General features: G+C 71.9%; 22 protein-coding genes, 1 tRNA gene and 1 pseudogene. 14 read left to right on the plus strand and 10 right to left on the minus strand.

Going from position 1 to position 22,019, the window contains the following annotated elements:
• Positions 1 to 23 precede the first annotated feature (23 nt).
• Positions 24 to 1,754, minus strand: a complete 1,731-nt coding sequence (locus ACR9ZG_RS07580) for a sensor histidine kinase (protein ID WP_481284216.1) — start codon at positions 1,752 to 1,754, stop codon at positions 24 to 26.
• Between the two features lie 62 nt (positions 1,755 to 1,816).
• A complete protein-coding gene (locus ACR9ZG_RS07585) occupies positions 1,817 to 2,509 on the minus strand; it encodes a response regulator transcription factor (protein WP_301211982.1) in 693 nt (230 codons plus the stop codon).
• A 149-nt stretch (positions 2,510 to 2,658) separates the two neighbouring features.
• Between ACR9ZG_RS07585 and ACR9ZG_RS07590 the strand changes: the two genes are divergently transcribed.
• Genes ACR9ZG_RS07590 through ACR9ZG_RS07605 form a run of 4 tightly spaced genes read left to right on the plus strand, consistent with a single transcriptional unit; the run spans position 2,659 to position 6,414 of the window.
• Positions 2,659 to 3,891, plus strand: a complete 1,233-nt coding sequence (locus tag ACR9ZG_RS07590; RefSeq protein ID WP_481284217.1) for an NAD(P)/FAD-dependent oxidoreductase — start codon at positions 2,659 to 2,661, stop codon at positions 3,889 to 3,891.
• The gene (gene folP, locus ACR9ZG_RS07595) at positions 3,878 to 4,789 is read left to right on the plus strand and encodes a dihydropteroate synthase (RefSeq protein WP_481284218.1); all 912 of its coding nucleotides are present in this window, start codon (positions 3,878 to 3,880) and stop codon (positions 4,787 to 4,789) included. Before ACR9ZG_RS07590 ends, folP begins: the two co-directional genes overlap by 14 nt.
• The gene (locus ACR9ZG_RS07600; RefSeq protein ID WP_481284219.1) at positions 4,782 to 5,543 is read left to right on the plus strand and encodes a pyrimidine reductase family protein; all 762 of its coding nucleotides are present in this window, start codon (positions 4,782 to 4,784) and stop codon (positions 5,541 to 5,543) included. The genes folP and ACR9ZG_RS07600 overlap by 8 nt, the downstream gene beginning before the upstream one ends.
• Positions 5,530 to 6,414 carry an aminoglycoside phosphotransferase family protein gene (locus ACR9ZG_RS07605; RefSeq protein ID WP_481284220.1) on the plus strand — a complete coding sequence of 295 codons (885 nt, stop codon included), beginning with the start codon at positions 5,530 to 5,532 and terminating at the stop codon, positions 6,412 to 6,414. The genes ACR9ZG_RS07600 and ACR9ZG_RS07605 overlap by 14 nt, the downstream gene beginning before the upstream one ends.
• 6 nt (positions 6,415 to 6,420) lie before the next feature.
• Here ACR9ZG_RS07605 and ACR9ZG_RS07610 read toward each other — a convergent pair whose 3' ends face one another.
• The 4 genes from ACR9ZG_RS07610 to ACR9ZG_RS07625 form a co-directional block, all read right to left on the minus strand.
• Positions 6,421 to 6,858: a VOC family protein gene (locus ACR9ZG_RS07610; RefSeq protein WP_481284221.1), complete on the minus strand. Its 438-nt coding sequence runs from the start codon at positions 6,856 to 6,858 to the stop codon at positions 6,421 to 6,423.
• A gap of 9 nt (positions 6,859 to 6,867) precedes the next feature.
• The gene (locus tag ACR9ZG_RS07615) at positions 6,868 to 8,511 is read right to left on the minus strand and encodes a DNA repair helicase XPB (protein WP_481284222.1); all 1,644 of its coding nucleotides are present in this window, start codon (positions 8,509 to 8,511) and stop codon (positions 6,868 to 6,870) included.
• Between the two features lie 144 nt (positions 8,512 to 8,655).
• Positions 8,656 to 10,572 (minus strand): helicase-associated domain-containing protein, encoded by a 1,917-nt coding sequence (locus ACR9ZG_RS07620; RefSeq protein ID WP_481284223.1) that lies wholly within the window; start codon positions 10,570 to 10,572, stop codon positions 8,656 to 8,658.
• Positions 10,573 to 10,598: 26 nt separating this feature from the next.
• Positions 10,599 to 10,898: a hypothetical protein gene (locus ACR9ZG_RS07625; RefSeq protein WP_481284224.1), complete on the minus strand. Its 300-nt coding sequence runs from the start codon at positions 10,896 to 10,898 to the stop codon at positions 10,599 to 10,601.
• A 56-nt stretch (positions 10,899 to 10,954) separates the two neighbouring features.
• Between ACR9ZG_RS07625 and ACR9ZG_RS07630 the strand changes: the two genes are divergently transcribed.
• The gene (locus tag ACR9ZG_RS07630) at positions 10,955 to 11,335 is read left to right on the plus strand and encodes a cold-shock protein (protein ID WP_481284225.1); all 381 of its coding nucleotides are present in this window, start codon (positions 10,955 to 10,957) and stop codon (positions 11,333 to 11,335) included.
• Positions 11,328 to 12,227 (plus strand): DUF3027 domain-containing protein, encoded by a 900-nt coding sequence (locus ACR9ZG_RS07635; protein WP_481284226.1) that lies wholly within the window; start codon positions 11,328 to 11,330, stop codon positions 12,225 to 12,227. Before ACR9ZG_RS07630 ends, ACR9ZG_RS07635 begins: the two co-directional genes overlap by 8 nt.
• On the opposite strand, the pseudogene ACR9ZG_RS07640 reads toward ACR9ZG_RS07635, so the two are convergent.
• Positions 12,147 to 12,311: pseudogene (locus ACR9ZG_RS07640) on the minus strand (DUF2530 domain-containing protein); the annotation flags it as partial. The gene ACR9ZG_RS07635 and the pseudogene ACR9ZG_RS07640 overlap by 81 nt on opposite strands.
• 11 nt (positions 12,312 to 12,322) lie before the next feature.
• Entirely contained in the window at positions 12,323 to 13,438 is a 1,116-nt protein-coding gene (gene serC, locus ACR9ZG_RS07645; protein WP_481284227.1) for a phosphoserine transaminase, read from the minus strand.
• A 130-nt stretch (positions 13,439 to 13,568) separates the two neighbouring features.
• On the opposite strand from serC, the gene ACR9ZG_RS07650 reads away from it, so the two are divergent.
• The 4 genes from ACR9ZG_RS07650 (at position 13,569) to ACR9ZG_RS07665 (ending at position 16,330) form a co-directional block, all read left to right on the plus strand.
• On the plus strand, positions 13,569 to 14,264 hold the full coding sequence (locus ACR9ZG_RS07650; RefSeq protein ID WP_481284228.1) for an iron-dependent transcriptional repressor DtxR: 696 nt from the start codon (positions 13,569 to 13,571) through the stop codon (positions 14,262 to 14,264).
• Between the two features lie 217 nt (positions 14,265 to 14,481).
• Positions 14,482 to 15,318 (plus strand): C40 family peptidase, encoded by an 837-nt coding sequence (locus ACR9ZG_RS07655; protein ID WP_481284229.1) that lies wholly within the window; start codon positions 14,482 to 14,484, stop codon positions 15,316 to 15,318.
• 400 nt (positions 15,319 to 15,718) lie between these two features.
• The gene (locus ACR9ZG_RS07660; protein ID WP_481284230.1) at positions 15,719 to 16,234 is read left to right on the plus strand and encodes an HNH endonuclease; all 516 of its coding nucleotides are present in this window, start codon (positions 15,719 to 15,721) and stop codon (positions 16,232 to 16,234) included.
• A gap of 24 nt (positions 16,235 to 16,258) precedes the next feature.
• A tRNA-Arg gene (locus tag ACR9ZG_RS07665) sits at positions 16,259 to 16,330 on the plus strand.
• Between the two features lie 19 nt (positions 16,331 to 16,349).
• Here ACR9ZG_RS07665 and ACR9ZG_RS07670 read toward each other — a convergent pair.
• Positions 16,350 to 16,922: a TetR/AcrR family transcriptional regulator gene (locus ACR9ZG_RS07670; protein WP_481284231.1), complete on the minus strand. Its 573-nt coding sequence runs from the start codon at positions 16,920 to 16,922 to the stop codon at positions 16,350 to 16,352.
• A 75-nt stretch (positions 16,923 to 16,997) separates the two neighbouring features.
• Here ACR9ZG_RS07670 and ACR9ZG_RS07675 point away from each other — a divergent pair, with 75 nt between their 5' ends.
• Entirely contained in the window at positions 16,998 to 17,294 is a 297-nt protein-coding gene (locus ACR9ZG_RS07675) for a hypothetical protein (protein WP_481284232.1), read from the plus strand.
• An 86-nt stretch (positions 17,295 to 17,380) separates the two neighbouring features.
• Positions 17,381 to 17,608 carry an RNA-binding S4 domain-containing protein gene (locus ACR9ZG_RS07680; RefSeq protein ID WP_481284233.1) on the plus strand — a complete coding sequence of 76 codons (228 nt, stop codon included), beginning with the start codon at positions 17,381 to 17,383 and terminating at the stop codon, positions 17,606 to 17,608.
• A 14-nt stretch (positions 17,609 to 17,622) separates the two neighbouring features.
• On the opposite strand, the gene dinB is transcribed toward ACR9ZG_RS07680, so the two are convergent.
• On the minus strand, positions 17,623 to 18,819 hold the full coding sequence (gene dinB, locus ACR9ZG_RS07685; protein ID WP_481284234.1) for a DNA polymerase IV: 1,197 nt from the start codon (positions 18,817 to 18,819) through the stop codon (positions 17,623 to 17,625).
• A 172-nt stretch (positions 18,820 to 18,991) separates the two neighbouring features.
• Here dinB and ACR9ZG_RS07690 point away from each other — a divergent pair, with 172 nt between their 5' ends.
• Entirely contained in the window at positions 18,992 to 20,401 is a 1,410-nt protein-coding gene (locus tag ACR9ZG_RS07690; RefSeq protein ID WP_481284235.1) for an MFS transporter, read from the plus strand.
• A gap of 144 nt (positions 20,402 to 20,545) precedes the next feature.
• On the plus strand, positions 20,546 to 22,012 hold the full coding sequence (locus ACR9ZG_RS07695) for an FAD-dependent monooxygenase (protein ID WP_481284236.1): 1,467 nt from the start codon (positions 20,546 to 20,548) through the stop codon (positions 22,010 to 22,012).
• Positions 22,013 to 22,019: the final 7 nt, after the last annotated feature.

Here is a 22,019-nt window from a genome sequence, read left to right on the forward strand (position 1 = left end):
GGAGGGCGAGCGCGCGAAGTGGGCTACTGCCCCGGCTTCGGCGCCGCGGCCGAGTCGGCGAGCGGCAGCGTGACGCGGAAGGTCGCGCCGCCCCCGTCGGTCTCCACGACCTCCACCGTGCCGTGGTGGGCGGCGACGATGGACGCGACGATCGCGAGGCCCAGGCCGCTGCCGCCGGTCTCGCGCGTGCGCGAGGTGTCGGCGCGCCAGAACCGCTGGAAGATCTTCTCGCGGATCTGCGGCGGGATGCCGTCGCCGTGGTCCCGCACCTCGATGGTCGCCCGCTCGGTGCGGTGGTCGACCTGCACGCCGATCTCGATGGGAGACCCGGCGGGCGTGTAGCGCAGCGCGTTGCCGATGAGGTTCGTGACGACCTGGCGCAGCTTGTTCTCCTCCGCGAGCACGATCGCGGGCTCGGCGGGCGAGGGGTCGGGCTCGGCGAGGGTGAGCTGCTCGGTCGTGCTGATCGGGAGGGTGTCGGTGCTGACCCGGCGCCCGCGGCCGCGGCGCAGGCGGGCGAGGGTCGCCCCGGCGAACGCGATCGGTCCGGTGGAGTTGGCCGAGCGCGACTGCAGCGGGCGCGACGGCTGGTCGGCGAGCGGCATCGGCATGGTGTCGAGCGACGGCGGCTCGTCGTCGTCGAGCGGCTCCGGCACGGCGATCGCCGGCGGCGTCAGCACGGTGACGACGCGGTCCGGCGCTCCGGCCATCGCATCCATCGCGGCGTCGCGGGCGATCTGCACGAGGTCGACGGGGAGGAGGTCCAGCGGCTTGGTCTCATCGAGGCGGGCCAGCTCCAGCAGGTCTTCGACGAGGAGGCCCATGCGGATGGCCTCCTTCTCGATCCTGTCCATCGCCTGGGCGACGTCCTCCGGGGTCTGCAGCGCGCCCATCCGGTACAGCTCGGCGTACCCGCGCACCGACACCAGCGGCGTGCGCAGCTCGTGGGAGGCGTCGCCGACGAACCGGCGCATCTGCTCGATCGTGCGTGCGCGGTCGGTGAAGGCGCGATCGATCCGGTTGAGCATGGTGTTGAGGGAGCGGTTGAGCCGGCCGACCTCGGTGTTGGGCGTCGCCCCGCCGAGGCGCTGGCTGAAGTCGCCGTCGGCGATGGCTGCGGCCGTCTGCTCCACCTCCCGCAGCGGGGAGAACGTCGTCGTCACGAGCATCCGGGTCAGCCCGGCGCCGACGATGATGACGATCACGCCGAAGCCGAGGAAGATCGCGAGGAAGCTCGCCATCACCGTGTCGATCTGCGTCGTCGTGGTCGCCACGATCGCCGTGCCGAGGGCGCCGGGAGGGTTCGTCAGCGTCACCGTCTGGGCCAGCGCCCGGTAGGTGGTGCGGCCGTCGTTCGACAGCAGGGGATAGCCGCCGGCCGGCAGCTGCTTGCCCTCGGCGACGGTCAGCGACTCGGGGATGGCCGGGCGGTGCGAGAACGGGATGTTCGACCAGTTCGTCTTCACCAGGTCGCCGTTGGAGTCGTACAGCGCCGCGAAGTAGTCCGACGGGCTGGCGTCCGTCGCGATCTTCTGGCTGTCGGACGACGTGCCGTACAGGTAGGTGTTGAGGTAGTTCGCGCCGGACGCGGCGGAGAGCTGGGCGTCGAGCTGGTCGAGGAGGACCGGCTTGAGCATCGACATCGTCCCGATGCCGGTCACGAGCAGCCCGAGGGTCAGCATCAGCACGGTCACCCCGGTGATCTTGGTGCGCAGGGAGATCGCGTTCCATCGATCGAGCAAGCGTGCGTGCATCAGGGCGCCAGTCTACGCAGCAGAACCTGAGCCGGGGGTGTGGAGGAGCGGTGTCCCGGCCCTCACGCCTTCGCGGCCTTGAGCATGTAGCCGAAGCCGCGCTTGGTCTGGATGAGCGGCTCGCTCGAGTGCGCGTCGACCTTGCGGCGCAGGTACGAGATGTACGACTCCACGATGCCCGCGTCGCCGTTGAAGTCGTACTCCCACACGTGGTCGAGGATCTGCGCCTTCGACAGCACGCGGTTGGGGTTGAGCATCAGGTAGCGCAGGAGCTTGAACTCGGTCGGGCTGAGCTCGATCGCCGTGTCGCCGACGAAGACCTCGTGCGTGTCCTGGTCCATCGTGAGCTCGCCGGCCCGGATGACCGCGTCCTCGTCGGCCTGCATCGTGCGGCGCAGGATGGCCTTGATGCGCGCGACGATCTCGTCGAGGCTGAACGGCTTGGTCACGTAGTCGTCGCCGCCGACCGTGAGGCCGGTGATCTTGTCCTCGGTGTCGTCCTTCGCGGTGAGGAACAGGATGGGCGCGGTGTAGCCGGCCCCGCGTAGACGCTTGGTGACGCCGAAGCCGTTCATGTCCGGCAGCATGACGTCGAGGATGATGAGGTCTGGCTCCTCTTCGAGGACCGCGGAGATCGCCTGTGCGCCGTTGCCCACCGCGCGCACGGCGAACCCGGCGAAGCGGAGGCTGGTGGTGAGCAGATCGCGGATGTTCGGCTCGTCGTCGACGATGAGAATGCGGGGTCCTGCGTTCATGGAAGATATTATCTGCGCATCGGCTGGGTCTTGTCTGTGAGCCGTCGGTGCGCGATCGGTGCAGAGCGCGTGCGCCCGGCGTGCGCCGCACGTGCGCGGGGCTGGCGCTCGCCGAGGGCAGCGTGGATGCTGGGAGCGAGGAGGACGCCATGTCCAGACGTACCGTCGTGATCGCGGGCGCCGGTCTCGCCGGAGCCACCACCGCCGTCGAGCTGCGCGAGCGGGGCTTCGAGGGCCGCATCCTGCTGCTCGGCGCCGAGGAGCACCACCCCTACATTCGTCCGCCGCTGTCGAAGGAGTACCTCAAGGGCGAGGCCGACGTCGACGCGACGTACGTCAAGCCGGGCGAGTGGTATCCCGAGCACGACGTCGAGTTCCTGCCCGGCACCGAGGCCGGCTCCTTCGACCCGGGCGCGCACGAGCTGTTCGTGGCCGGCGGCGGCCGTCTCACCTACGACAGCCTCGTGCTCGCGACGGGCGCGAGCGCGCGTCCGCTCTCGGTGCCAGGCAGCGGCCACGGCGCCGTGCTGCAGCTGCGCACCATCGAGGACAGCCAGCGGCTGTACGCGTCGCTCGAGGTCGGCGCCCGCCGCGTGGTCGTCGTCGGCTCGGGCTGGATCGGGATGGAGGTCGCGGCCGCCGCGCGCGGCTTCGGCAACGAGGTGACCGTGGTGGGACGCTCGGCCGTCCCGCTCAGCGCGGCGATCGGAAGCGGCCCCGGCGGGATCTTCGAGCGGCTGCACACCGACCACGGCGTCGCCTTCCGCAACGGCGACCACGCCGTCGCGGTGGAGGGTGCGACGCGCGACCAGCACGCGGCGGAGGTCGTCCTCTCGTCGGGCGAGCGCCTCCACGCCGACCTCGTGGTGGCGGGCGTCGGGGCCGCGCCGAACACGCGCGTCGGGGAGCGGTCGGGACTCGCCCTGCGCAACGGCATCCCGACCGACAAGGCCATGCGCACGGCCGCGGAGGACGTCTACGCGGTCGGCGACGTCGCGAACCCGTTCCTGCCGGCCATCGGGCGGCACCTGCGCAACGAGCACTGGGCGAACGCCATCGCCGGCGGCAGAGTCGCCGCGCGGGCGATCCTCGGCGAGCGTGCCGGGTACGACGACATCCCGTACTTCTACTCCGACCAATACGATCTGGGCATGGAGTTCTCCGGGTACGCGCCGCTCATGGCGGACGCACGGGTGGTGTACCGCGGCGACGTGGAGGCGCGCGCCTTCATCGCCTTCTGGCTGCGTGGCGATCGGGTCGTGGGCGGCATGAACGTCAACGTGTGGGATGTGCAGGACGACATCCAGCGCCTGATCCGCGACGGCGACCGCGTCGACGAGCAGCTGTTGACCGACGAGAGCGTGGACCTTGCCGCCGTCTGAGCCGTACCTGCCGCCCCTGGGCGTCCCGATCCGCACGATCGGTGCGCGCACGATCGACTTCTCCCGGCGGGTGGCGGTGATGGCGGTGGTCAACCGCACGCCGGACTCGTTCTTCGACCAGGGCCGCACCTACGCGTTCGACCGCGCGGTCGACGCCTGCTTCGAGGCGGTCGCGCTCGGCGCCGACTGGGTCGACATCGGCGGCGCGCCGTTCGCGCCCGGCGAGCCCGTCCCGGTCGAGGAGGAGGTGGAGCGGGTCGTGCCGGTCGTCGCCGCGCTCCGGGCCGGCTCCGACGTCGTCATCTCCGTGGACACCTTCCATGCGGAGGTCGCCCGGCAGGCGATCGCCGCGGGCGCGACCGTCATCAACGACACGACCGGGCTCAGCGATCCCGCCCTCGCGGGAGTGGTCGCGGACAGCGCCGCGACGCTCGTCCTCACCCATAGCCTCGCAGCGCCGCGCACGCCGTTCCCACGGCCGCACTACGACGACGTCGTCGACGAGGTGATCGCCTTCCTGCTCGACCGGGTGGAGCGGGCGAACGCGGCCGGCGTCCCCGAGGAGCGGATCATCCTCGACCCCGGCCACGACCTCAACAAGAACACCCTCCACTCGCTGGAGCTCACCCGGCGGCTGCGCGAGATCGCCGACCTCGGCTACCCCGTGCTCGCCGCCGTCTCGAACAAGGACTTCATCGGCGAGACGCTCGACGCGCCGCGCTCGGAGCGCCTGGAGGGGTCGCTCGCGGCGGCCGTCGTGTCGATCGTGAACGGCGCGCGGATCATCCGGATGCACGACGTGCGCGCCTCCGTCGCCGCCGCCCGCATGACGGAGGCGATCCTCGGCCTCCGCGAGCCCGCCTACCTCAAGCACAACATGGGAGACGTGAATGACTGAGCCCGCCATCGCCCGCCTCCACCCCGTACCGTCGGAGACGGCGCTCACGGACGACGACATCGCTGCGCTGTACACGGCCGGCACGGCCGCCGGCGACGATCCGTGGGTGCGGGTCAACTTCGTGAGCAGCATCGACGGCGCCGCCACGGTCAGCGGACTGTCCGGCGGACTCTCCGACGCGGCCGACCGCCGGGTCTTCGACCTGCTGCGCCGGCTCTGCGACGTCGTCGTGGTCGGCGCCGGGACCGTCCGCGCCGAGGGCTACGGTCCGATGCGCGTCGACCAGGAGTCGCAGCGCGCCCGCCGCGAGTCCGGCATGACCGAGCATCCCGTCTTCGCCATCGTCTCCGCGAGCCTCGACCTCGACCCGGCCAGCGCGATCTTCCGCGAGGCCCCCGAGCGCGCGATCGTCGTCACGACCGAGCTCGCCCGGCCCGAGGCGCGGGAGGCGCTCGCCGAGGTCGCCGACGTCGTGGTCTGCGGGCGTGAGCACGTGGACGCCGCCCGGCTGGTGCGCGAGCTCTCCGAGCGCGGGCTCACCCGCATCCAGTGCGAGGGAGGCCCGCGGCTGTTCGCCGACCTGGTCGCCGCCCGCGCCGTGGACGAGCTGTGCCTGACGGTCAGCCCGGTGCTGGCGGCCGGGGGAGCCCCGCGCATCGCGACCGGAGCCGCGCCGATCGTGCCGGAGCGGATGCGGCTCGCGCACGTGCTCCAGGGCGGGGACACGCTGCTGCTGCGGTATGTCCGCTCCTGAGCCCGTCATCGACGTCCACCTCGCCCGGCGGCTGGTCGACGCCCAGTTCCCGCAGTGGAGCACGCTGCCGCTGCGCCAGGTCGAGCACGACGGCTGGGACAACAGGACGTTCCGGCTGGGCGACGAGCTGAGCGTCCGCCTCCCGAGCGCGGCCGGGTACCGGGAGCAGGTGGCGAAGGAGCAGGAGTGGCTGCCGCGACTGGCGCCGCACCTCCCGCTGCCGATCCCGGAGCCGGTCGCCGCCGGCGTGCCGGGGGAGGGGTATCCGTGGCCGTGGTCGGTGTACCGGTGGCTGCCGGGGCATCCGCTGGCGCTGGAGGGGGATGTCGACGCGGTGGCGCTGGCCGAGGACCTCGCCGGTTTCCTCCTGGCGTTTCGGGCGATCCCGGCGGTCGGCGGCCCGGCGCCGGGCACCCATAACTTCTTCCGCGGCGCCCCTCCTGCCGTCTACGAGGAGGAGGCCCTGGCCGCGTTCGACCGCCTCGACCGCATCCCCGCGGTCGCCCTGTCGCGCGACCGCGCGCGTGCGATCTGGGCGGAGGCGACGGCGTCGAGCTGGACGGCCCCGCCGGTGTGGTTCCACGGCGATGCCGCGGTCGGCAACCTCCTGGTGCGCGACGGGAGGCTGTCGGCCGTCATCGACTTCGGCACGTCCGGCGTCGGCGACCCCGCGTGCGACCTGGTGCCGTACTGGACGTTCCTCGACCCTCCTGCCGCCGGGGTCTTCCGCCGCGCGGCCGGCCTCGACGACGCTACATGGGCGCGCGCCGCGGGCTGGGCGCTGTGGAAGGCGGCGATCACGGTCCGCGACGACCCCCACCACGCGGAGGCGCTGCACACCCTCGCGCGCCTGGCCGCACAGCCCTCCTGACTGCGGTCAGTCCGCGTGCAGCTCCTCGGCGAGCATCACGATGATGCCGCTCGGGCCGCGCAGGTACGTCAGCTTGTAGACGTCGCGGTAGTTCGCGACACCGCGCAGGGGATGGCAGCCGTGCCGCGCGGCGATCGCGAGGGCCTCGTCGATGTCGTCCACCGCGAGCGCGACACGATGCATGCCGATCTCGTTCGGCAGCGTCGGCGACGTCTCGATCGCCTCGGGATGGAGGTACTCGAACAGCTCGATGCGCCCGTGCCCGTCGGCGGTCTGCAGCATCGCGATCCTCGCGTGATTGCCGTCGAGGCCGACCGCGGTGTCCGTCCACTCGCCGCTGACCTCGTCCCGCCCCATGACCGTGAGGCCGAGGTCGGTGAAGAAGGCGATGGTCGCCTCCAGGTCGCGGACGGCGATCCCGACGTTGTCCAGTCGTGTGCTCACCCGGCGACCCTACGCGGCCTGCAGCGCGTGCGCATCGAGGATCGTGTACGAATAGCCCTGCTCCGCGAGGAACCGCTGCCGGTTCTGCGCGAAGTCCTGGTCGACCGTGTCGCGCGAGACGAGCGTGTAGAAGCTCGCCGACAGGCCCGACTCCTTCGGCCGCAGGAGACGCCCGAGGCGCTGCGCCTCCTCCTGCCGCGAGCCGTACGACCCGGACACCTGGATGGCGACCGTCGCCTCCGGCAGGTCGACCGAGAAGTTCGCGACCTTGCTGACCACGAGCACCTTGGTGATGCCGTCCCGGAACTCCTGGAACAGTCGCTCGCGCTCATCCACCGGGGTCGCGCCGGTCAGCTGCGGCGCGCCGAGCGCGTCCGCCAGCTCGTCGATCTGGTCGAGGTACTGCCCGATGACGAGGATGCGCTCGCCCGCGTGCCGGTCGACCAGCTGCCGCACCACATCCAGCTTCGCCGGAGCGGTCGCGGCCAGGCGGTAGCGCTCGTCGTCCGGGGCGGCGGCGTAGCTCAGCCGCTCGGACGCGGGAAGGTCGATGCGCACCTCGTAGCAGGCGGCGGGAGAGATGAAGCCCTGCGCCTCGATCTCCTTCCAGGGCGCGTCGAAGCGCTTCGGCCCGATGAGGCTGAAGACGTCGCCCTCGCGGCCGTCCTCGCGCACGAGTGTCGCGGTGAGGCCGAGGCGGCGGCGGGCCTGCAGCTCGGCCGTCAGCTTGAACACGGGCGCCGGGAGGAGGTGCACCTCGTCGTAGACCACGAGCCCCCAGTCGAGCGCGTCGAGCAGGGCGAGGTGCGCGTACTCGCCCTTCCTCTTCGCGGTGAGGATCTGGTAGGTCGCGATGGTGACCGGCTTGACCTCCTTCAGCTGGCCCGAGTACTCGCCGATCTCGTCCGCGGTGAGGCTCGTGCGCCGCAGCAGCTCGTCGCGCCACTGCCGCGCCGACACCGTGTTGGTGACGAGGATCAGCGTGGTCGTCTTGGAGGTCGCCATCGCACCGGCACCCACGAGCGTCTTGCCCGCGCCGCAGGGGAGGACCACGACGCCGGAGCCGCCGTCGAAGAAGTTCGTGACCGCCTTGCGCTGGTAGTCGCGCAGCGCCCAGCCGTCCTCGCGCAGGTCGATCGGGTGCGGGGTGCCCGGCGTGTAGCCGGCGAGATCCTCGGCCGGCCAGCCGAGCTTCACCAGCTCCTGCTTGAGCTGCCCGCGCGCCCACGCCTGCACGATGAACGTCACGTCGTCGCGGCGCTCCACGAGCAGCGGCGCGATGCGCTTGGCGCTCGCGACCTCCGTAAGCACCGCGAGGTCGTCGGAGCGCAGCAGCAGCGTCCCCTCCTCGTCGCGCTCGATGACCAGGCGGCCGTAGCGCGCGACCGTCTCGGCCACGTCGACGGACACGGTCTGCGGGATGGGGAACTTCGAGTACCGCTCCAGCGTGCCGAGCATGTCCTCGGCGGTGTGGCCGGCGGCGCGGGCGTTCCACAGGCCCAGGCGCGTGATGCGGTAGGTGTGGATGTGCTCGGGCGCGCGCTCCAGCTCGGCGAAGACGGCGAGGTCGTGGCGGGCGTCCTCGGCGGCGGGATGCGCCACCTCGAGCAGGACGGTGCGGTCGCTCTGGACGATCAGGGGGCCATCGGACATAACGGACGAGTCTACGCCCTGCGCCCCCGCGTCCCCTGGACCGCCCGCCCCTCCTACGCCCCCTGGGTGAGATGTGGCGCAAATCGTGGTTCTGGGGCCCGCATAACCGAGATTTGGCGCAAATCGTCGCTCGGGGCCGCCGCCTCACTCGGCGGGACGCACCCCGCGCACGCTCGACAGCGGCACCGTCCGCTCGACGTCGGCCGTGCGGTCCCGGCCGCGCAGCCTCCCGCCGCCCACGCCCGTCGGCTCGAGCACGAGGTCGAGCGTGCGGCCGTCGGGCATCGCCACCTCGACGACCACCGTCTGCCGGGCCCGCACCGCCTGGTCGAGCTGCCGCGCCAGCCACTGGCCCGCGTCGTCGCCGCCCTCGGCGCCGTGCTCGCGCAGCCGCGCGATCAGCTCGGCGTCCTGGTCGCGCACCGTGCTCGGCCGCGGATGCGCGACCCGGTGCCGGCGCAGCGCGACCGGACGGCCCGACGCGTCCTCCGCGAGCACCGGGTAGCGGGCGTCGGCGAGCGCCCAGAACACCACGTCGCGCGGGAACCGGCTGAGCAGCGCCTCGCCGTCGCGCACGAGCCGCAGCGCCGCGAGCGACTGGTCGACCTCGATCGTGCGCAGCAGCGTCGCGTCGGGCGACCGCACCGCCGACCGCACTCCCGAGCGCACCGCCGGCCCCATGCCGTCCCCCTCCGCGTCGCGCACGCGCACGCGGCCGTGGCGGTCGGCGGCGTCGGTGATCACGTAGTCGATCGGCTGCGGGACCCCGGTCAGCGAGATCTCCGCGAGGAACGCGCGGATGCCCTCCGCGGTCTCGCCCGCGGTCAGCGCCCGGTCGACCGACGCGGGAGAGATGCGGAACGTGGAGGCGAGCGCCCGGCTCTCGATGTCGGCCATGCCGCGCAGCCGCGCCTCCACCGCCGGGGCGAGCGGGCCGGGCGAGACGATGGTGAGGTCGTGCTGCAGGTACACGCGGTCGACCTCGCCCGGGAACAGCGGAGCCAGCGAGACCCGTGCCGCCTCCGCACCGTCCTGCAGCAGCGCGGTGCCCGCGGTGCTCGGGAGCACGTCGCCGGCGGACGTGGGACGCCCGCCCCCCGCCGCCTCGCGCGTCGCGATGCCCAGCCACAGGGCGTCGTGGAGCCGCGACTCGAGCCGCTCCCGTGCGTCCCGCGCCGATCCCGGATGCAGCCACGCCGCGTGCTCCCGCAGCAGCACGCCCCAGCGCTCGCCGGCCCGTGCGGTCAGGATCGCTCGCACGTCGTCCGGCAGCGTGTCCAGCCACGCGTCCGCGAGCCGCTCCCACCGCTCCGTGGTGGAGGCGCGCAGCCAGCCGCCCGCCGCCTCGGTCGGCAGCCAGGTCGCCTCCTCGAGGGCGATGAGTCCGGCACGGGAGGCGACGCTCATCACCACGGCGACGGCCGACTGGTCGATGGCGAGCGCCTCGGCCAGGCGCTTCGTCGCGGGAAGAGCGAGTCCGCCCTTCTGCAGCTCGCGCGCGCCCTCCCGGAACAGCTCGGAGAGCAGCTCGGAGACGGCGGTGACCGCCTCGAACGCGCGCTCCGCCGCGAGCCGATCGCCGGCGTCCCGCTCTGGCCCGTCAGCGCTGAGATCGGCCGGCGGCGCGGCCGTGCCGAGCAGGGCGTCGGGGGAGGGGAGCCCGGCTCCGCCCCACGCCGCCAGCCGGGCCGTCACGGCGTCGTACGGCGCCACGCCCCCGTCGTCGGGGTGCGCGAGCAGCAGGCCGACGAGCTCCTCGACCGCCGAGTGGATGCGATCAGGGGCCGCCTCCGCCGTCGCCGGATGGCCGCGCAGCGCGTCGGCCAGGCGCCCGGAGTCGAGGGGCCCCTCGGCGCGCCCCAGCACCACGAGGGCCGCGAGCTCGATCCGGTCGAGCCGCGTGAGCGCCTCCTGCACCGCATCGGCGTCGAGCAGCGCGTCGGCGAGGTCGAAGAAGTCCGAGACACCGGCTCGCCGGTAGCCGCGCCGGTGCAGGGCGGCCAGCAGCGCGTCGTCCGGCATCGCCCGCAGCCGTGAGGCGAGGGCGAGCGTCGTCGTCATCGCGCCGGTCCGGCTCGGCCCGGGGACTAGCGCCGGCCCTTGCCGGTCGGGCGCGCGGCGGCCGCCTTGGCGGCGCGGCTGCGCTGGCGGCCGCTCACGATGATGAGCACGATGATCAGCACGAACGAGATCGGGAGGGCGATCAGCGGGAACGTGAAGACCGCCGGCCACAGCCCCTGGCCCGAGCTCTGCTCGGCGAAGCCGTTCACCGCCGTGCCGATGAGGATGGCCGCGATGCAGACCAGAGAGACGATCACGAGGGCGGCCGCGATGTAGGAGAGGACGCGCTGGAGTCGCGATGCCGGAGGCGGGGTCTGCTGGGTCACGGAATCAAGGATAATTGAGGTTGGTCATTCGATCCCCCATGTGAAGTGAGGTTCCCATGCCAACCGGCAAGGTCAAGTTCTACGACGAGGAGAAGGGCTTCGGCTTCATCAGCTCCGATGACGGCCAGGAGGTCTTCCTTCACGCTTCGGCGATCCCCGCCGGGGCGGTCGTCAAGGCGGGGACCCGTCTCGAGTTCGGCATCGCCGACGGCAAGCGCGGTGCGCAGGCGCTGTCGGTGCGGGTGCTGGAAGCTCCGCCGAGCCTCGTGAAGATGAAGCGCAAGTCGGCCGACGACATGGCGATCATCGTGGAGGATCTGGTCAAGCTCCTCGACGGCGTCGGCGCGAACCTGCGCCGCGGCAAGTACCCGGACAAGCAGCACGGCGCCAAGATCGCCGCCGTGCTCCGCCGCGTCGCGGACGAGCTGGATGCCTGACAACGACATCGCGGACCTCGTCGCCGCCGTCCCCCTCGCCAGGGAGGCGCTGAAGGAGATCACGCCTGAGTCCTCGATCGGCGAGCCCATCGGCCACGTCGTCGAGGGCGAGGGCGTCGTCTCGCTGCTCTTCGAGAGCCGTCTGTCCGGGTATCCGGGCTGGCGCTGGACCGTGACGGTCGGCCGCGCCGAGGCGGACGCCGCGCCGACCGTGCTGGAGGCCGAGCTCATGCCCGGCGACGACGCCCTCCTCGCGCCCGAGTGGGTGCCGTGGTCCGAGCGGCTCGCCGAGTACCAGGCCGCCCAGGAGGCGCTGGCCGCGGACGCGGGGGAGTCCGAGGACGGCGACGAGCCGGACGACGAGGACGACGAGTCGGACGAGGACGACGAGTCGGACGAGGACGACTCGGACGAGGACGACGACTCGGACGAGGACGACTCGGACGACGACGACTCGGACGACGACGACTCGGACGACGACGACTCGGACGACGACGACTCCGACGATGATGACGACTCCGACGATGACGACGACTCGGATGACGACGACGACGACTCGGATGACGACGACTTCGACGACGACGAGGTCCACGACCTCCACCTCGACGACGACGTCGACGGCGTGGATATCGACGGTGTGGACATCGACAGCGTCGACACCGACACCGACACCGACGTCACCCTCGACCTCGCGGCCGAGGAGGAGGCGGCGCTCGCCGACGACTCCGACGAGGACGACTCAGCGGCGGCGCCGGCCGACGCTGAGGTAGACGAGTCCGACGAGCCCGAGCGCGATGCCGACGCCGATGGTCCAGAGCCAGAGTCCGACGGCAGCGCCGAGGGCGCCGGCGACGATCAGCACCACGACGAGGGCGACGACCCAGAGCGCTAGGCCGGCGAGCACGGCGGCGCGGTCGTCCGTGGTCGCCGGCACGGGGTCCGGCCGGCGCTCGTCGTCGCGGAGCCAGAGGCGCACGTCGGCTCCGCTCAGCCCAGCCGCTCGACGACGTACTCGATGCAGCCGATCAGCGCGCGCACGTCGTCCGGCTCGATCGCCGTGAAGGTGGCGATGCGGAGCTGGTTGCGGCCGAGCTTGCGGTACGGCTCCGTGTCGACGACACCGTTGGCGCGCAGGGTCTTGGCGATCTGCGCCGCGTCGATCCCGTCGGCGAAGTCGATGGTGACGACCACCTGCGAGCGGTGCGAGGGCTCGGCGACGAACGGCGTCGCGTAGTCCACGCGCTCGGCCCACTCGTAGAGCAGGCCGGAGGACTCGCGGGTGCGGGCGTCGGCCCACGCGAGGCCGCCGTTGCCGTTCATCCAACCGATCTGCTCCTCCATGAGCACGAGCGTCGCGACGGCCGGGGTGTTCAGCGTCTGGTTGAGCCGGGAGTTGTCGATGGCGTTCTTGACGCTCAGGAACTCGGGGATGTACCGGTCGCTCGCCGCGATCCGCTCGACCCGCTCGATGGCGGCGGGGGAGAAGAGGGCGAACCAGAGGCCGCCGTCCGAGGCGAAGTTCTTCTGCGGCGCGAAGTAGTAGACGTCCGCCTCCGCCGGGTCGATGGCGACGCCGCCGGCCGCGCTGGTCGCGTCGATCACGGTGAGCGCGCCCGCGTCGCCGGCGACCCGCTTCACGGGTGCCATCACGCCGGTCGAGGTCTCGTTGTGCGGCCAGGCGTAGACGTCGACGCCCGCCACCGGCTCGACCTCGCTGCGGGAGCCGCCTGGCGCCTCGATCACGTGCGGGGCCTCCAGCCACGGCGTCTTCGCGGCCTTGGCGAACTTGCCGCCGAACTCGCCGAAGACGAGGTTCTGGCTGCGGCGCTCGATCAGCGAGAAGGCGGCGGCGTCCCAGAAGGCGGTCGATCCTCCGTTGCCGAGGACGACCTCGTAGCCCTCCGGCAGCGCGAACAGGTCGGAGAGCCCCTGGCGGACGCTCGCCACCAGGTTCTTCACCGGCGCCTGGCGGTGCGAGGTGCCGAGCAGCGCGGCGCCGGGACCCGCGAGGGCGGCGACCTGCTCCGGGCGGACCTTGGACGGGCCGCAGCCGAATCGTCCGTCGGCGGGCAGGAGGTCAGAGGGAATCGTCACGTCCGGCATAACTGAAGTGTATCGATGGTTGAACCAGTGGCTCCCGCGCGGCGTTTGCGGGGGCTGCCTGCACGCAGCCGTCACCCGCAGCAAGTAGGCTTCACTGCGACATCCGTGCGCCGGGGAGTGGAGGGACCTCATGACCGATCTGATCGACACGACGGAGATGTACCTTCGCACGATCCTGGAGCTCGAGGAGGACAACATCGTCCCCCTCCGCGCCCGCATCTCCGAGCGTCTCGGTCATTCGGGGCCGACGGTCTCGCAGACCGTCGGGCGCATGGAGCGCGACGGGCTCGTCGTCGTCTCGGGCGACCGCCACCTCGAACTCACCGACGACGGACGTCGCAAGGCCGTGCACGTGATGCGCAAGCACCGCCTCGCCGAGCGCCTCCTGAGCGACGTCATCGAGCTCGAGTGGGAGTACGTCCACGAGGAGGCGTGCCGCTGGGAGCACGTGATGAGCGAGCAGGTGGAGCGCAAGCTGATCACCATGCTCGGCCACCCCACCGAGTCGCCATACGGCAACCCGATCCCCGGGCTCGGCGAGCTGGGCGGCGCGCAGGACCCCTCCACGACCACTGAGAATCTGGTGAACCTCGTCGACGTCGTCCGCGGCGCGGATTCCGGGGTGACTGCCAGGATCCGTCGGCTGGGCGAGCCGGCGCAGGTCGACCCCGAGCTGCTCCTCCAGCTCAAGCAGGCGGGCGTTTTTCCCGGATCCACCGGCACTTTCTCTCCTGCCGGGTCGTATGTCGCCGTGCAGATCGACGGCTTCGAGACCGGTCTCGAGCTGCCGAACGAGCTCGCCGCGCACATCTTCGTCGACGCCTGAACGCCGTTACCGATTCGTTAAAAAACCGGCGAAAAGATGTGACAAAGGCCGGGTCGTCCCTTAGGCTCGGGTAGTCCGAACGGGTCAGAAGCCGGCCCACCAGGACCCCGCCCGGGACGCTCCACCCCCCTGAACCCGTCTCCCGGTCGGAAGCCGAAGCCGATGCATGCGGACGGGGGCAGCTCCCTAGTGCTGCCGGAGCGCTGGAGGTCGCACCTTGGCATACCCAGGCACGCCCGGTTCCCAGGACCACCCGAACGAAACATCCCTCGACTCCACTCCCGCCACCCGCCGCTCCCTGCGGGGCCAGGCGGCCGCGAAGACCGCCACGCCCGCTCGCAAGAAGGGCGGCTGGATCCTCAACGTCGGCGTCATGACCGTCGCCACCGGCATCATCGCCACCATGTCCCTCCCCGCTTTCGCCTTCAACCCGGACGGCGTGGAGTCGGCCGGCTTCGGCCCGAGCGCCTCCGACACCATGAAGAAGGCCCAGTCGCAGAGCGTCGAGGTGGGCGGCGTCGCCTCCGCGGCGGTCAACCGCGAGGCCCCCGCCGCCACGAGCGAGACCGAGCTGCAGTCGCAGAAGGCCGCCGCCGCCGCTGCTGCTGCCGCGGAGGCCGCCCGCGAGCGCGCCGCGGTGCAGCTCACGAACTACGCGAACAGCTATGCCGGCCCGTCGGCCGCCGACTTCCTCGCGAACCCGGCGTACCCGAACTTCGACCTCGCGTCGGTGTTCTCGGTCGCGCAGCAGTACATCGGCACCCCGTACGTGTACGGCGGCTCCACCCCCGCTGGATTCGACTGCTCCGGCTACGTGATGTTCGTGTACGCGCAGTTCGGCATCTCGCTCCCGCACTCGGTGTCGGGCCAGGCCGCTGCCGGAACCCGCATCTCCATCGAGGACGCCCAGCCCGGCGACCTGGTCATCATGCCGGGTCACGACGGCTTCTACGCCGGCAACGGCAACATCCTCGACGCCCCGACCGAGGGCAAGTCGGTCTCCATCCGGCCCATCTGGACCAGCGACTACTACATCGTCCGCCTCGGCATCTGACCAGGGTCCCGCCGGCATCGCGCCGGCGAACCCGCGGTGAACGGCGGGGGACGCAGCGCACGAGCGGCGCGCCACGAATAGGTGGCGCGCCGTTTCTGCGTTACTCTGATGCCCTGACTCCCGAAGTCCTGACGCTCCCGCGTCCGAGCAGATCGGAGGATCCGATGGCCGAATCGCCACGGACCTGGTCACGCAGGGTGACCGCGCAGATGGAGCGCGGCCTCCGACCGGTCGGGAGCTCGGCCGGGCGTCACGGCGACTTCCTCGCCTGCCGTCACCATGTGGAGGCCTGCCTCCACCAGCATGTGGTGCGTCACCACCACCATGCCGCCGCCATCCAGGGCGCTGTCCGCACGGACAGTGCCCTTTTTGTTTGCCCAACCTCCCCGGAAGGTCGCAGATGAAGACACTGGTGCTCAACGCGAGCTACGAACCGCTCGGCGTCGTCTCGACGCGCCGCGCGATCCTCCTCGTCCTGTCGGGGAAGGCGTCGACCGTCGCCGCATCGGGTGCACTGCTGCACAGCCGATCCGTCGTCATGGACGCGCCGAGCGTCGTGCTGCTGAACCAGTACATCAAGGTGCCGCGGCGCCGCATCCCCCTGACGAGGAAGTCGGCGCTCGAACGCTACGGCCACGTCTGCGCCTACTGCGGCAAGTACGGCGACACCCTCGACCACGTCATCCCGCGAGCCCGTGGCGGGACGCACACCTGGGACAACGTGGTGGTCGCGTGCTTCCGCTGCAACAACCACAAGTCCGACTCGCTGCTGTCGGAGCTCGGCTGGAAGCTCCCGTTCGAACTCCGCGAACCCGACCTCGACATGGCCTCGCTGATCAGCCTCCGCTGGAACGAGCCGCAGTGGGACGAGTACACGACCCCGTGGCGCCGCCACCAGCTGCAACTGGCCGGCTGAGCACCCGGTAGACTCGACGGGCCAGCCTCTGTAGCTCAGCGGAAGAGCGAGTGCGTCCTAAGCACCAGGTCGGGGGTTCGAATCCCTCCAGGGGCACATCAAGCCGAACGCGACGTCACCGCGTGACCATGGCCTTCGCCGTCGCCACCACGTGGCTGCGGTACCGGCTCTCGGCCTCCTCGGCGGAGACGTCGCCGAACACCATCCGCACCATCTGCGGCGCGGCCACGTACCAGTAGCACATCGCGACGATGGAGAAGTAGATCGCCTCGGCGTCGCCGTCCCCGCCGAGTGCGTCCCGCACCGCGGCGACCCGTGACCGGAAGTAGGCGGACCGCTCCGCGTGGGCGGGGACGTCCTCGGTGCCGTAGTGCAGTCCCTCCTGCTCGAACAGCCACGCCACCACCGGCTCCGCCGTCAGGAAGTCGAACAGATCGCCCGCGTACGCGGCGAGGTCGTCGGAGTGGATCGCCACCCGGTCGGCCAACTGCCCGAGCTTGGTCTGCAGGGCCGCCTGGAACAGGTCGTCCTTGTTGCCGATGTAGGAGTAGATCGACGCCTTGTTGACCTCGGCGCGGTCGGCGATCCGATCGATGCGAGCGCCCCCGACGCCGTGGCGCGCGAACTCCTCCGCGCTCGCTTCGAGGAGCAGACGGGTGCTCTCATCCCGGTCGTACCGTCTGGCCATCCAGCCCCTCCGCTTCCCTTTCCCGTCGACGTGATCTACTATACAACTAAACGTTTATTTATATTGGAGGTCCGAATGAACGTCGAACTCACCGCACGCACCGTCACCGAGGCCCGGCTCGACGCCGCGCAGGTGGCAGAGCTCACCAGCCGGCCCCGGGCGACCGGCCCGCAGGTGGTGCTCCAGGCCGAGGGCCTGGGCTCGCCTCGCCAGTGGACATCCCAGCTCCCCGCCGCGGCGGATCGTATCGTCGTCGAGTACGGCTCGACCGGCGGACGTTTCGAGCGGGCGTGGACGCTCTCGGCGCAGACCGGCAGCACCCGCTACTACACGCTGGAGCACGACACCGACGGCCGCTACATCAGCCGCTGACCACAGCGACCGGGTCAGCCGGACGAAAAGGGGCGCAGCATCCGCTGCGCCCCTTTCGCCGTCCAGGGGTGGGATACCATTTCCGAATGGCCAATCCACCGTCGATCGACGACATCCCGATCGGCGGTGACGTCATCCGCCTCGGGCAGTTCCTGAAGTTCGCCGGACTCCTCGATTCCGGTGGGAACGTCAAGGAGGCCATCATCGACGGGTACGTCACCGTGAACGGCGAGGTCGATCGCCGCCGCGGGAGGCAGCTGCAGCTCGGCGACATCGTCACGTTCGAGGGGCGCAGCGTCCGCGTCTGCCCGTAGGCGCGAGCCACCCGTCACTCGTGCTCGGGCAGGAGCGGCGTCGACCACCCCGGGTCGCGGCCGAGCTGCGCGGCGCGCGCGACCGATGTCGCGCCGAACCGGTCGCGAACGGCGTCCAGCACGGTGTCGAGGCGCGCGCCGTCCTCCCAGTCGATCGGCAGTTCGGGCTGGAACGTGTCCGATCGTCCGAGGTGAGCCAGCGAGACCCCGATGAGGGTGATCCCGCGCTCCGTGATGTCCGGCTGGACGGCCGCGAGAAGGCTGCGCGCCACGGTGAGCAGCACGGAGGTCCGGTCCGTCGGGGACCCGATCGTGCGCGACCGGGTCGCCTTCGCGAAGTCGCCGTAACGGAGCCGCAGCACGATCGTGCGGCAGGTGCGGTCGCCGTCGCGGAGCCGGCGGGCGAGCCGGTCGACGATCTGGGTGAGGATGAGATCGAGCTCCTCGGCCGTCCGGGGGCGCGTGCCGAGGGCGCGCTGGGACCCGATGGACCCCCGTCGCTTCGTGGCGTCGACCGGGCGCGGGTCGCGCAGCCGGGCCAGTGCGTGCAGGTGCGCGCCGGCCGCCTTCCCGAGCAGTCGCTCGGCCGCTGACTCCTCCAGCTCGGCGAGCTGGCCGACGGTGCGGATGCCGAGCCGGTGCAGCTTCTCCGCGGTGACGGCGCCGACTCCCCACAACCGCTCCACCGGGAGGGGGAGGAGGAACTGCTGCTCCCGCTCGGGTTCGACCAGCAGCAGGCCGTCGGGCTTGCTCACGGCGCTGGCCACCTTGGCGAGGAACTTGGTCCGGGCGATCCCCACCGAGATGGCGAGGCCCACCTCCGCCCGAACCCGCTCGCGCAGGTGCGTCGCGATCTGCTCGGGCGTGCCCGCGATCCGCCTGAGGCCTCCGACCTCCAGGAACGCCTCGTCGATCGACAGCCCCTCGACGAGCGGGGTCGTGTCGCGGAAGATCGCGAACACCGCCTTGCTCGCGGCCGAGTACGCCTCCATGCGCGGCGGGACGACCACGGCCTCCGGGCACAGATCGCGGGCCTGCCTGCCGCCCATGGCGGTGCGCACGCCGCGCGCTTTGGCCTCGTAGCTCGCCGCCAGCACGACGCCGCCGCCGACGATGACCGGGCGGCCGCGCAGCTCGGGCGCGTCCCGCTGCTCGACCGACGCGTAGAAGGCGTCGAGATCGGCGTGCAGGACCGTCGCCTCGCCGCGCATCCCGCACCTCCGATCGGTCGTCCCCCCGGAGAGATGGTCGCAGCGACCGCGGACATCGGCCGCCCGTGGGGAGCCCGTGCGGCGCAGCGTCGCCTCTTCTCTCTAGCCACCCGCCCGGCCGCCGCGTTACGTTTCGCTCGCCGCCACCTCGGCGGCCGGACGGGGGTGCATCATGACCGGGACGGCGGCGGGCACGGCCCGCGTGACGGCGGGGTGGACGCTGCTGCCACTCGCGCTCGCGCAGTTCATCTGCTCGTTCGCGGGCTCCAACATGAACGTGATGCTCAACGACATGAGCCGGGATCTGGGGACGACCGTGGCGGGCATCCAGCTGTCCATCACGCTGTTCCTGCTGACCATGGCCGCGCTGATGGTGCCGTTCGGCAAGCTGACCGATCTGCTCGGGCGCAAGGTGTGTTTCCTGCTCGGGCTCGGGGTCTACGGGGTCGGTGCGCTGCTGAGCGCGGTGTCGCCGGGGCTCGGGCTGCTGATCCTGGGCAACTCGGTGCTGGAGGGGGCGGGCACCGCGCTGCTCATCCCTCCCGTCTACATCCTCGTCACGATGTACTGGAAGGACGTCCAGGGCCGGGCGCGCGCCTTCGGGCTGGTCAGCGCCGCCGGTGGGATCGGCGCCGCGACCGGGCCGCTGATCGGCGGGTGGATCTGCAGCGCGATCTCGTGGCGTGCCGCCTTCGTCTTCCAGGCGCTCGTCATCGTGGTGATCATCCTGTTCGCCCTGCGGCTCAAGGACCCGCTGCCCGCCGACCCGGGGCGCCCCTACGACGGCGTCGGCGCGCTGCTCTCGGGCGGCGGGCTGGTGGTGTTCGTCGCCGGGATCCTCGCCATCGACCGCACGCCCGTGTTCGCGATCGTGCTGCTCGTCGCGGGCGCCGGGATCATCGCGGGCTTCATCGCGTGGATCCGGCGGCTGGAGCGGCAGGGGCGCGAGCCGCTGATCTCCACGGCGCTGTTCGCCAGCCGGGTCTCGAACCTCGGGCTCGTGACGCAGAACTTCCAGTGGCTGCTGCTGATGGGCATCTCGTTCCTGGTGTCGAGTCACCTCCAGGTGGTGCGGCAGTACGACGCGATCCAGACCGGGGTCATCTTCACGGCGGCGACCATCGGCATCCTCGTCTCGTCGCTCGCCGCCGGGAGGCTGGTGCGGCTCGTCTCGCAGCGCACCCTCATCCTGTGGGGCTTCGTGGTGACCGCGGTCGGAACCGCGCTCCTGCTGTTCGTCGGCGAGCTCCCCGGCGGCTGGCCGTACGTCCCCGGCCTGCTCGTTATCGGCCTCGGCGTCGGCGTGATGCTGACCCCGAGCGTGAACCTGGTGCAGTCGGCGTTCCCGGAGGAGCAGCAGGGCGAGATCTCCGGGCTCTCGCGCAGCATCTCGAACCTCGGCTCGAGCTTCGGGACCGCGATCGTCGCGACGGTCCTCGGCTTCGGGGCGGGCCAGCGCGCGGGAGGATACGTGCTCGCCATGGTCGTGCTCGTGGTGGTGGCCGTGGGCGGAGCGGTGGTCGCCGGCTTCCTGCCGGGGCGGACGGCCGAGTCGCGGAGCGCCGCAGCCCAGACGACGTGAGCGCAGACGACGTGAGCGGGCCCCCGCCCGCATTTCCAGGATACCGGAGGGCACCCCGCTTGCGGCAAGGCCGGTCCCTCGCGGCATAATGGCCGGCCGCGGCAGGATTCGGCGAGCGGATCCTGCCCTGACGGGAGGATGTGGATGGGTTCCGATGTGTTCGACGTGGTCATCGCCGGGGGCGGCCCGACCGGCATGATGCTGGCTGCCGAGCTGCGGCTGCACGGGGTGGAGGTCGTGGTGCTCGAGCGGGACGCCGAGCCGACCCGGCTGGTCCGGTCGCTCGGCCTGCACCCGCGCAGCGTCGAGATCCTCGACCAGCGGGGCATCCTGGACCGGTTCCTCGCCGCGGGGACGGCGTACCCGGGAGCGGGTGGAAGCTTCGCGGGCATCGTCCCGCCGCATCCTGTCGCCCTCGACACGGCGCACGGCTACGTGCTGGGGATGCCGCAACCGGTCACCGACCGCCTGCTCGCCGAGCGCGCGATCGAGCTCGGCGCCCAGGTGCGGCGCGGGCGCGAGCTGGCGGCCTTCGAGCAGGATGAGGACGGCGTGGATGTCGAGCTGACGGACGGAGAGCGGCTGCGGGCGCGCTGGCTCGTGGGGTGCGACGGCGGGCGCAGCCGCATCCGCCGTCAGCTCGGTGTGGGCTTCCCGGGCGACGCGGCGACGACCGAGTGGCTGCTGGGGGAGGTGGAGGTCACCACACCCGCGGACGAGCTCGCCGCGATCGCCGAGCGGGTGCGCGCGACGCACCGCGGCTTCGGGATCGGGCCGGCCGGGGACGGGCTGTACCGGGCCGTCGTCCCGGCGGCGACGGTCGCGGAGGACCGCACGGTCGCGCCGACGCTCGACGAGTTCCGGGAGCGGCTCCTCGCGTTCGCAGGCACGGACTTCGGCGCGCACGCGCCGCGGTCGCTGACCCGGTTCACCGACGCGACGCGGCTGGCCGACCGCTACCGCGTCGGGCGGGTGCTGCTCGCGGGAGACGCGGCGCACGTCCATCCGCCGCTCGGCGGGCAGGGGCTGAACCTCGGCATCCAGGACGCCTTCAACCTCGGCTGGAAGCTCGCCGCGGCGGTCGCGGGATGGGCGCCGGAGGGGCTCGTCGACAGCTACGCCGACGAACGCCGGCCCGTGGCGGCCGAGGTGCTCACCCTGACGCGGGCGCAGAGCGAGCTCATCTCGCCGGAGCCGGGGCCGCAGGCGGTGCGTCGTGTGCTCACGGAGCTGATGGGGTTCGACGACGTGGCGCGGCACCTGGCCGAGCGGGTGAGCGGGATCGGGATCCGGTACGACGTCGGCGCTCCGTCGGGGGAGCCGCCCGCCGACGACGGCCTGCTCGGTCGCCGGCTGCGCGACCTCCCGCTTGCGGACGGACGCCTGTACGAGCAGCTGCACGCCGGCCGCGGCCTCCTGCTTGATCGCACCGGCGCCCTGTCCGTCACGGCCTGGGCAGACCGCGTCGACCGGGTGGTGGATGCGGACGCCGCGCTCCCCGCACCGGCCGCGCTGCTGCGCCCCGACGGTCATGTCGCGTGGCTGGGGGACACCCAGCAGGCGCTGGACGACGCGCTGGAGCACTGGTTCGGGTCGCCGTCGGCGGAGTGAGCCCAGG

The organism is Leifsonia sp. KNZ12-8B, assembly GCF_056755495.1.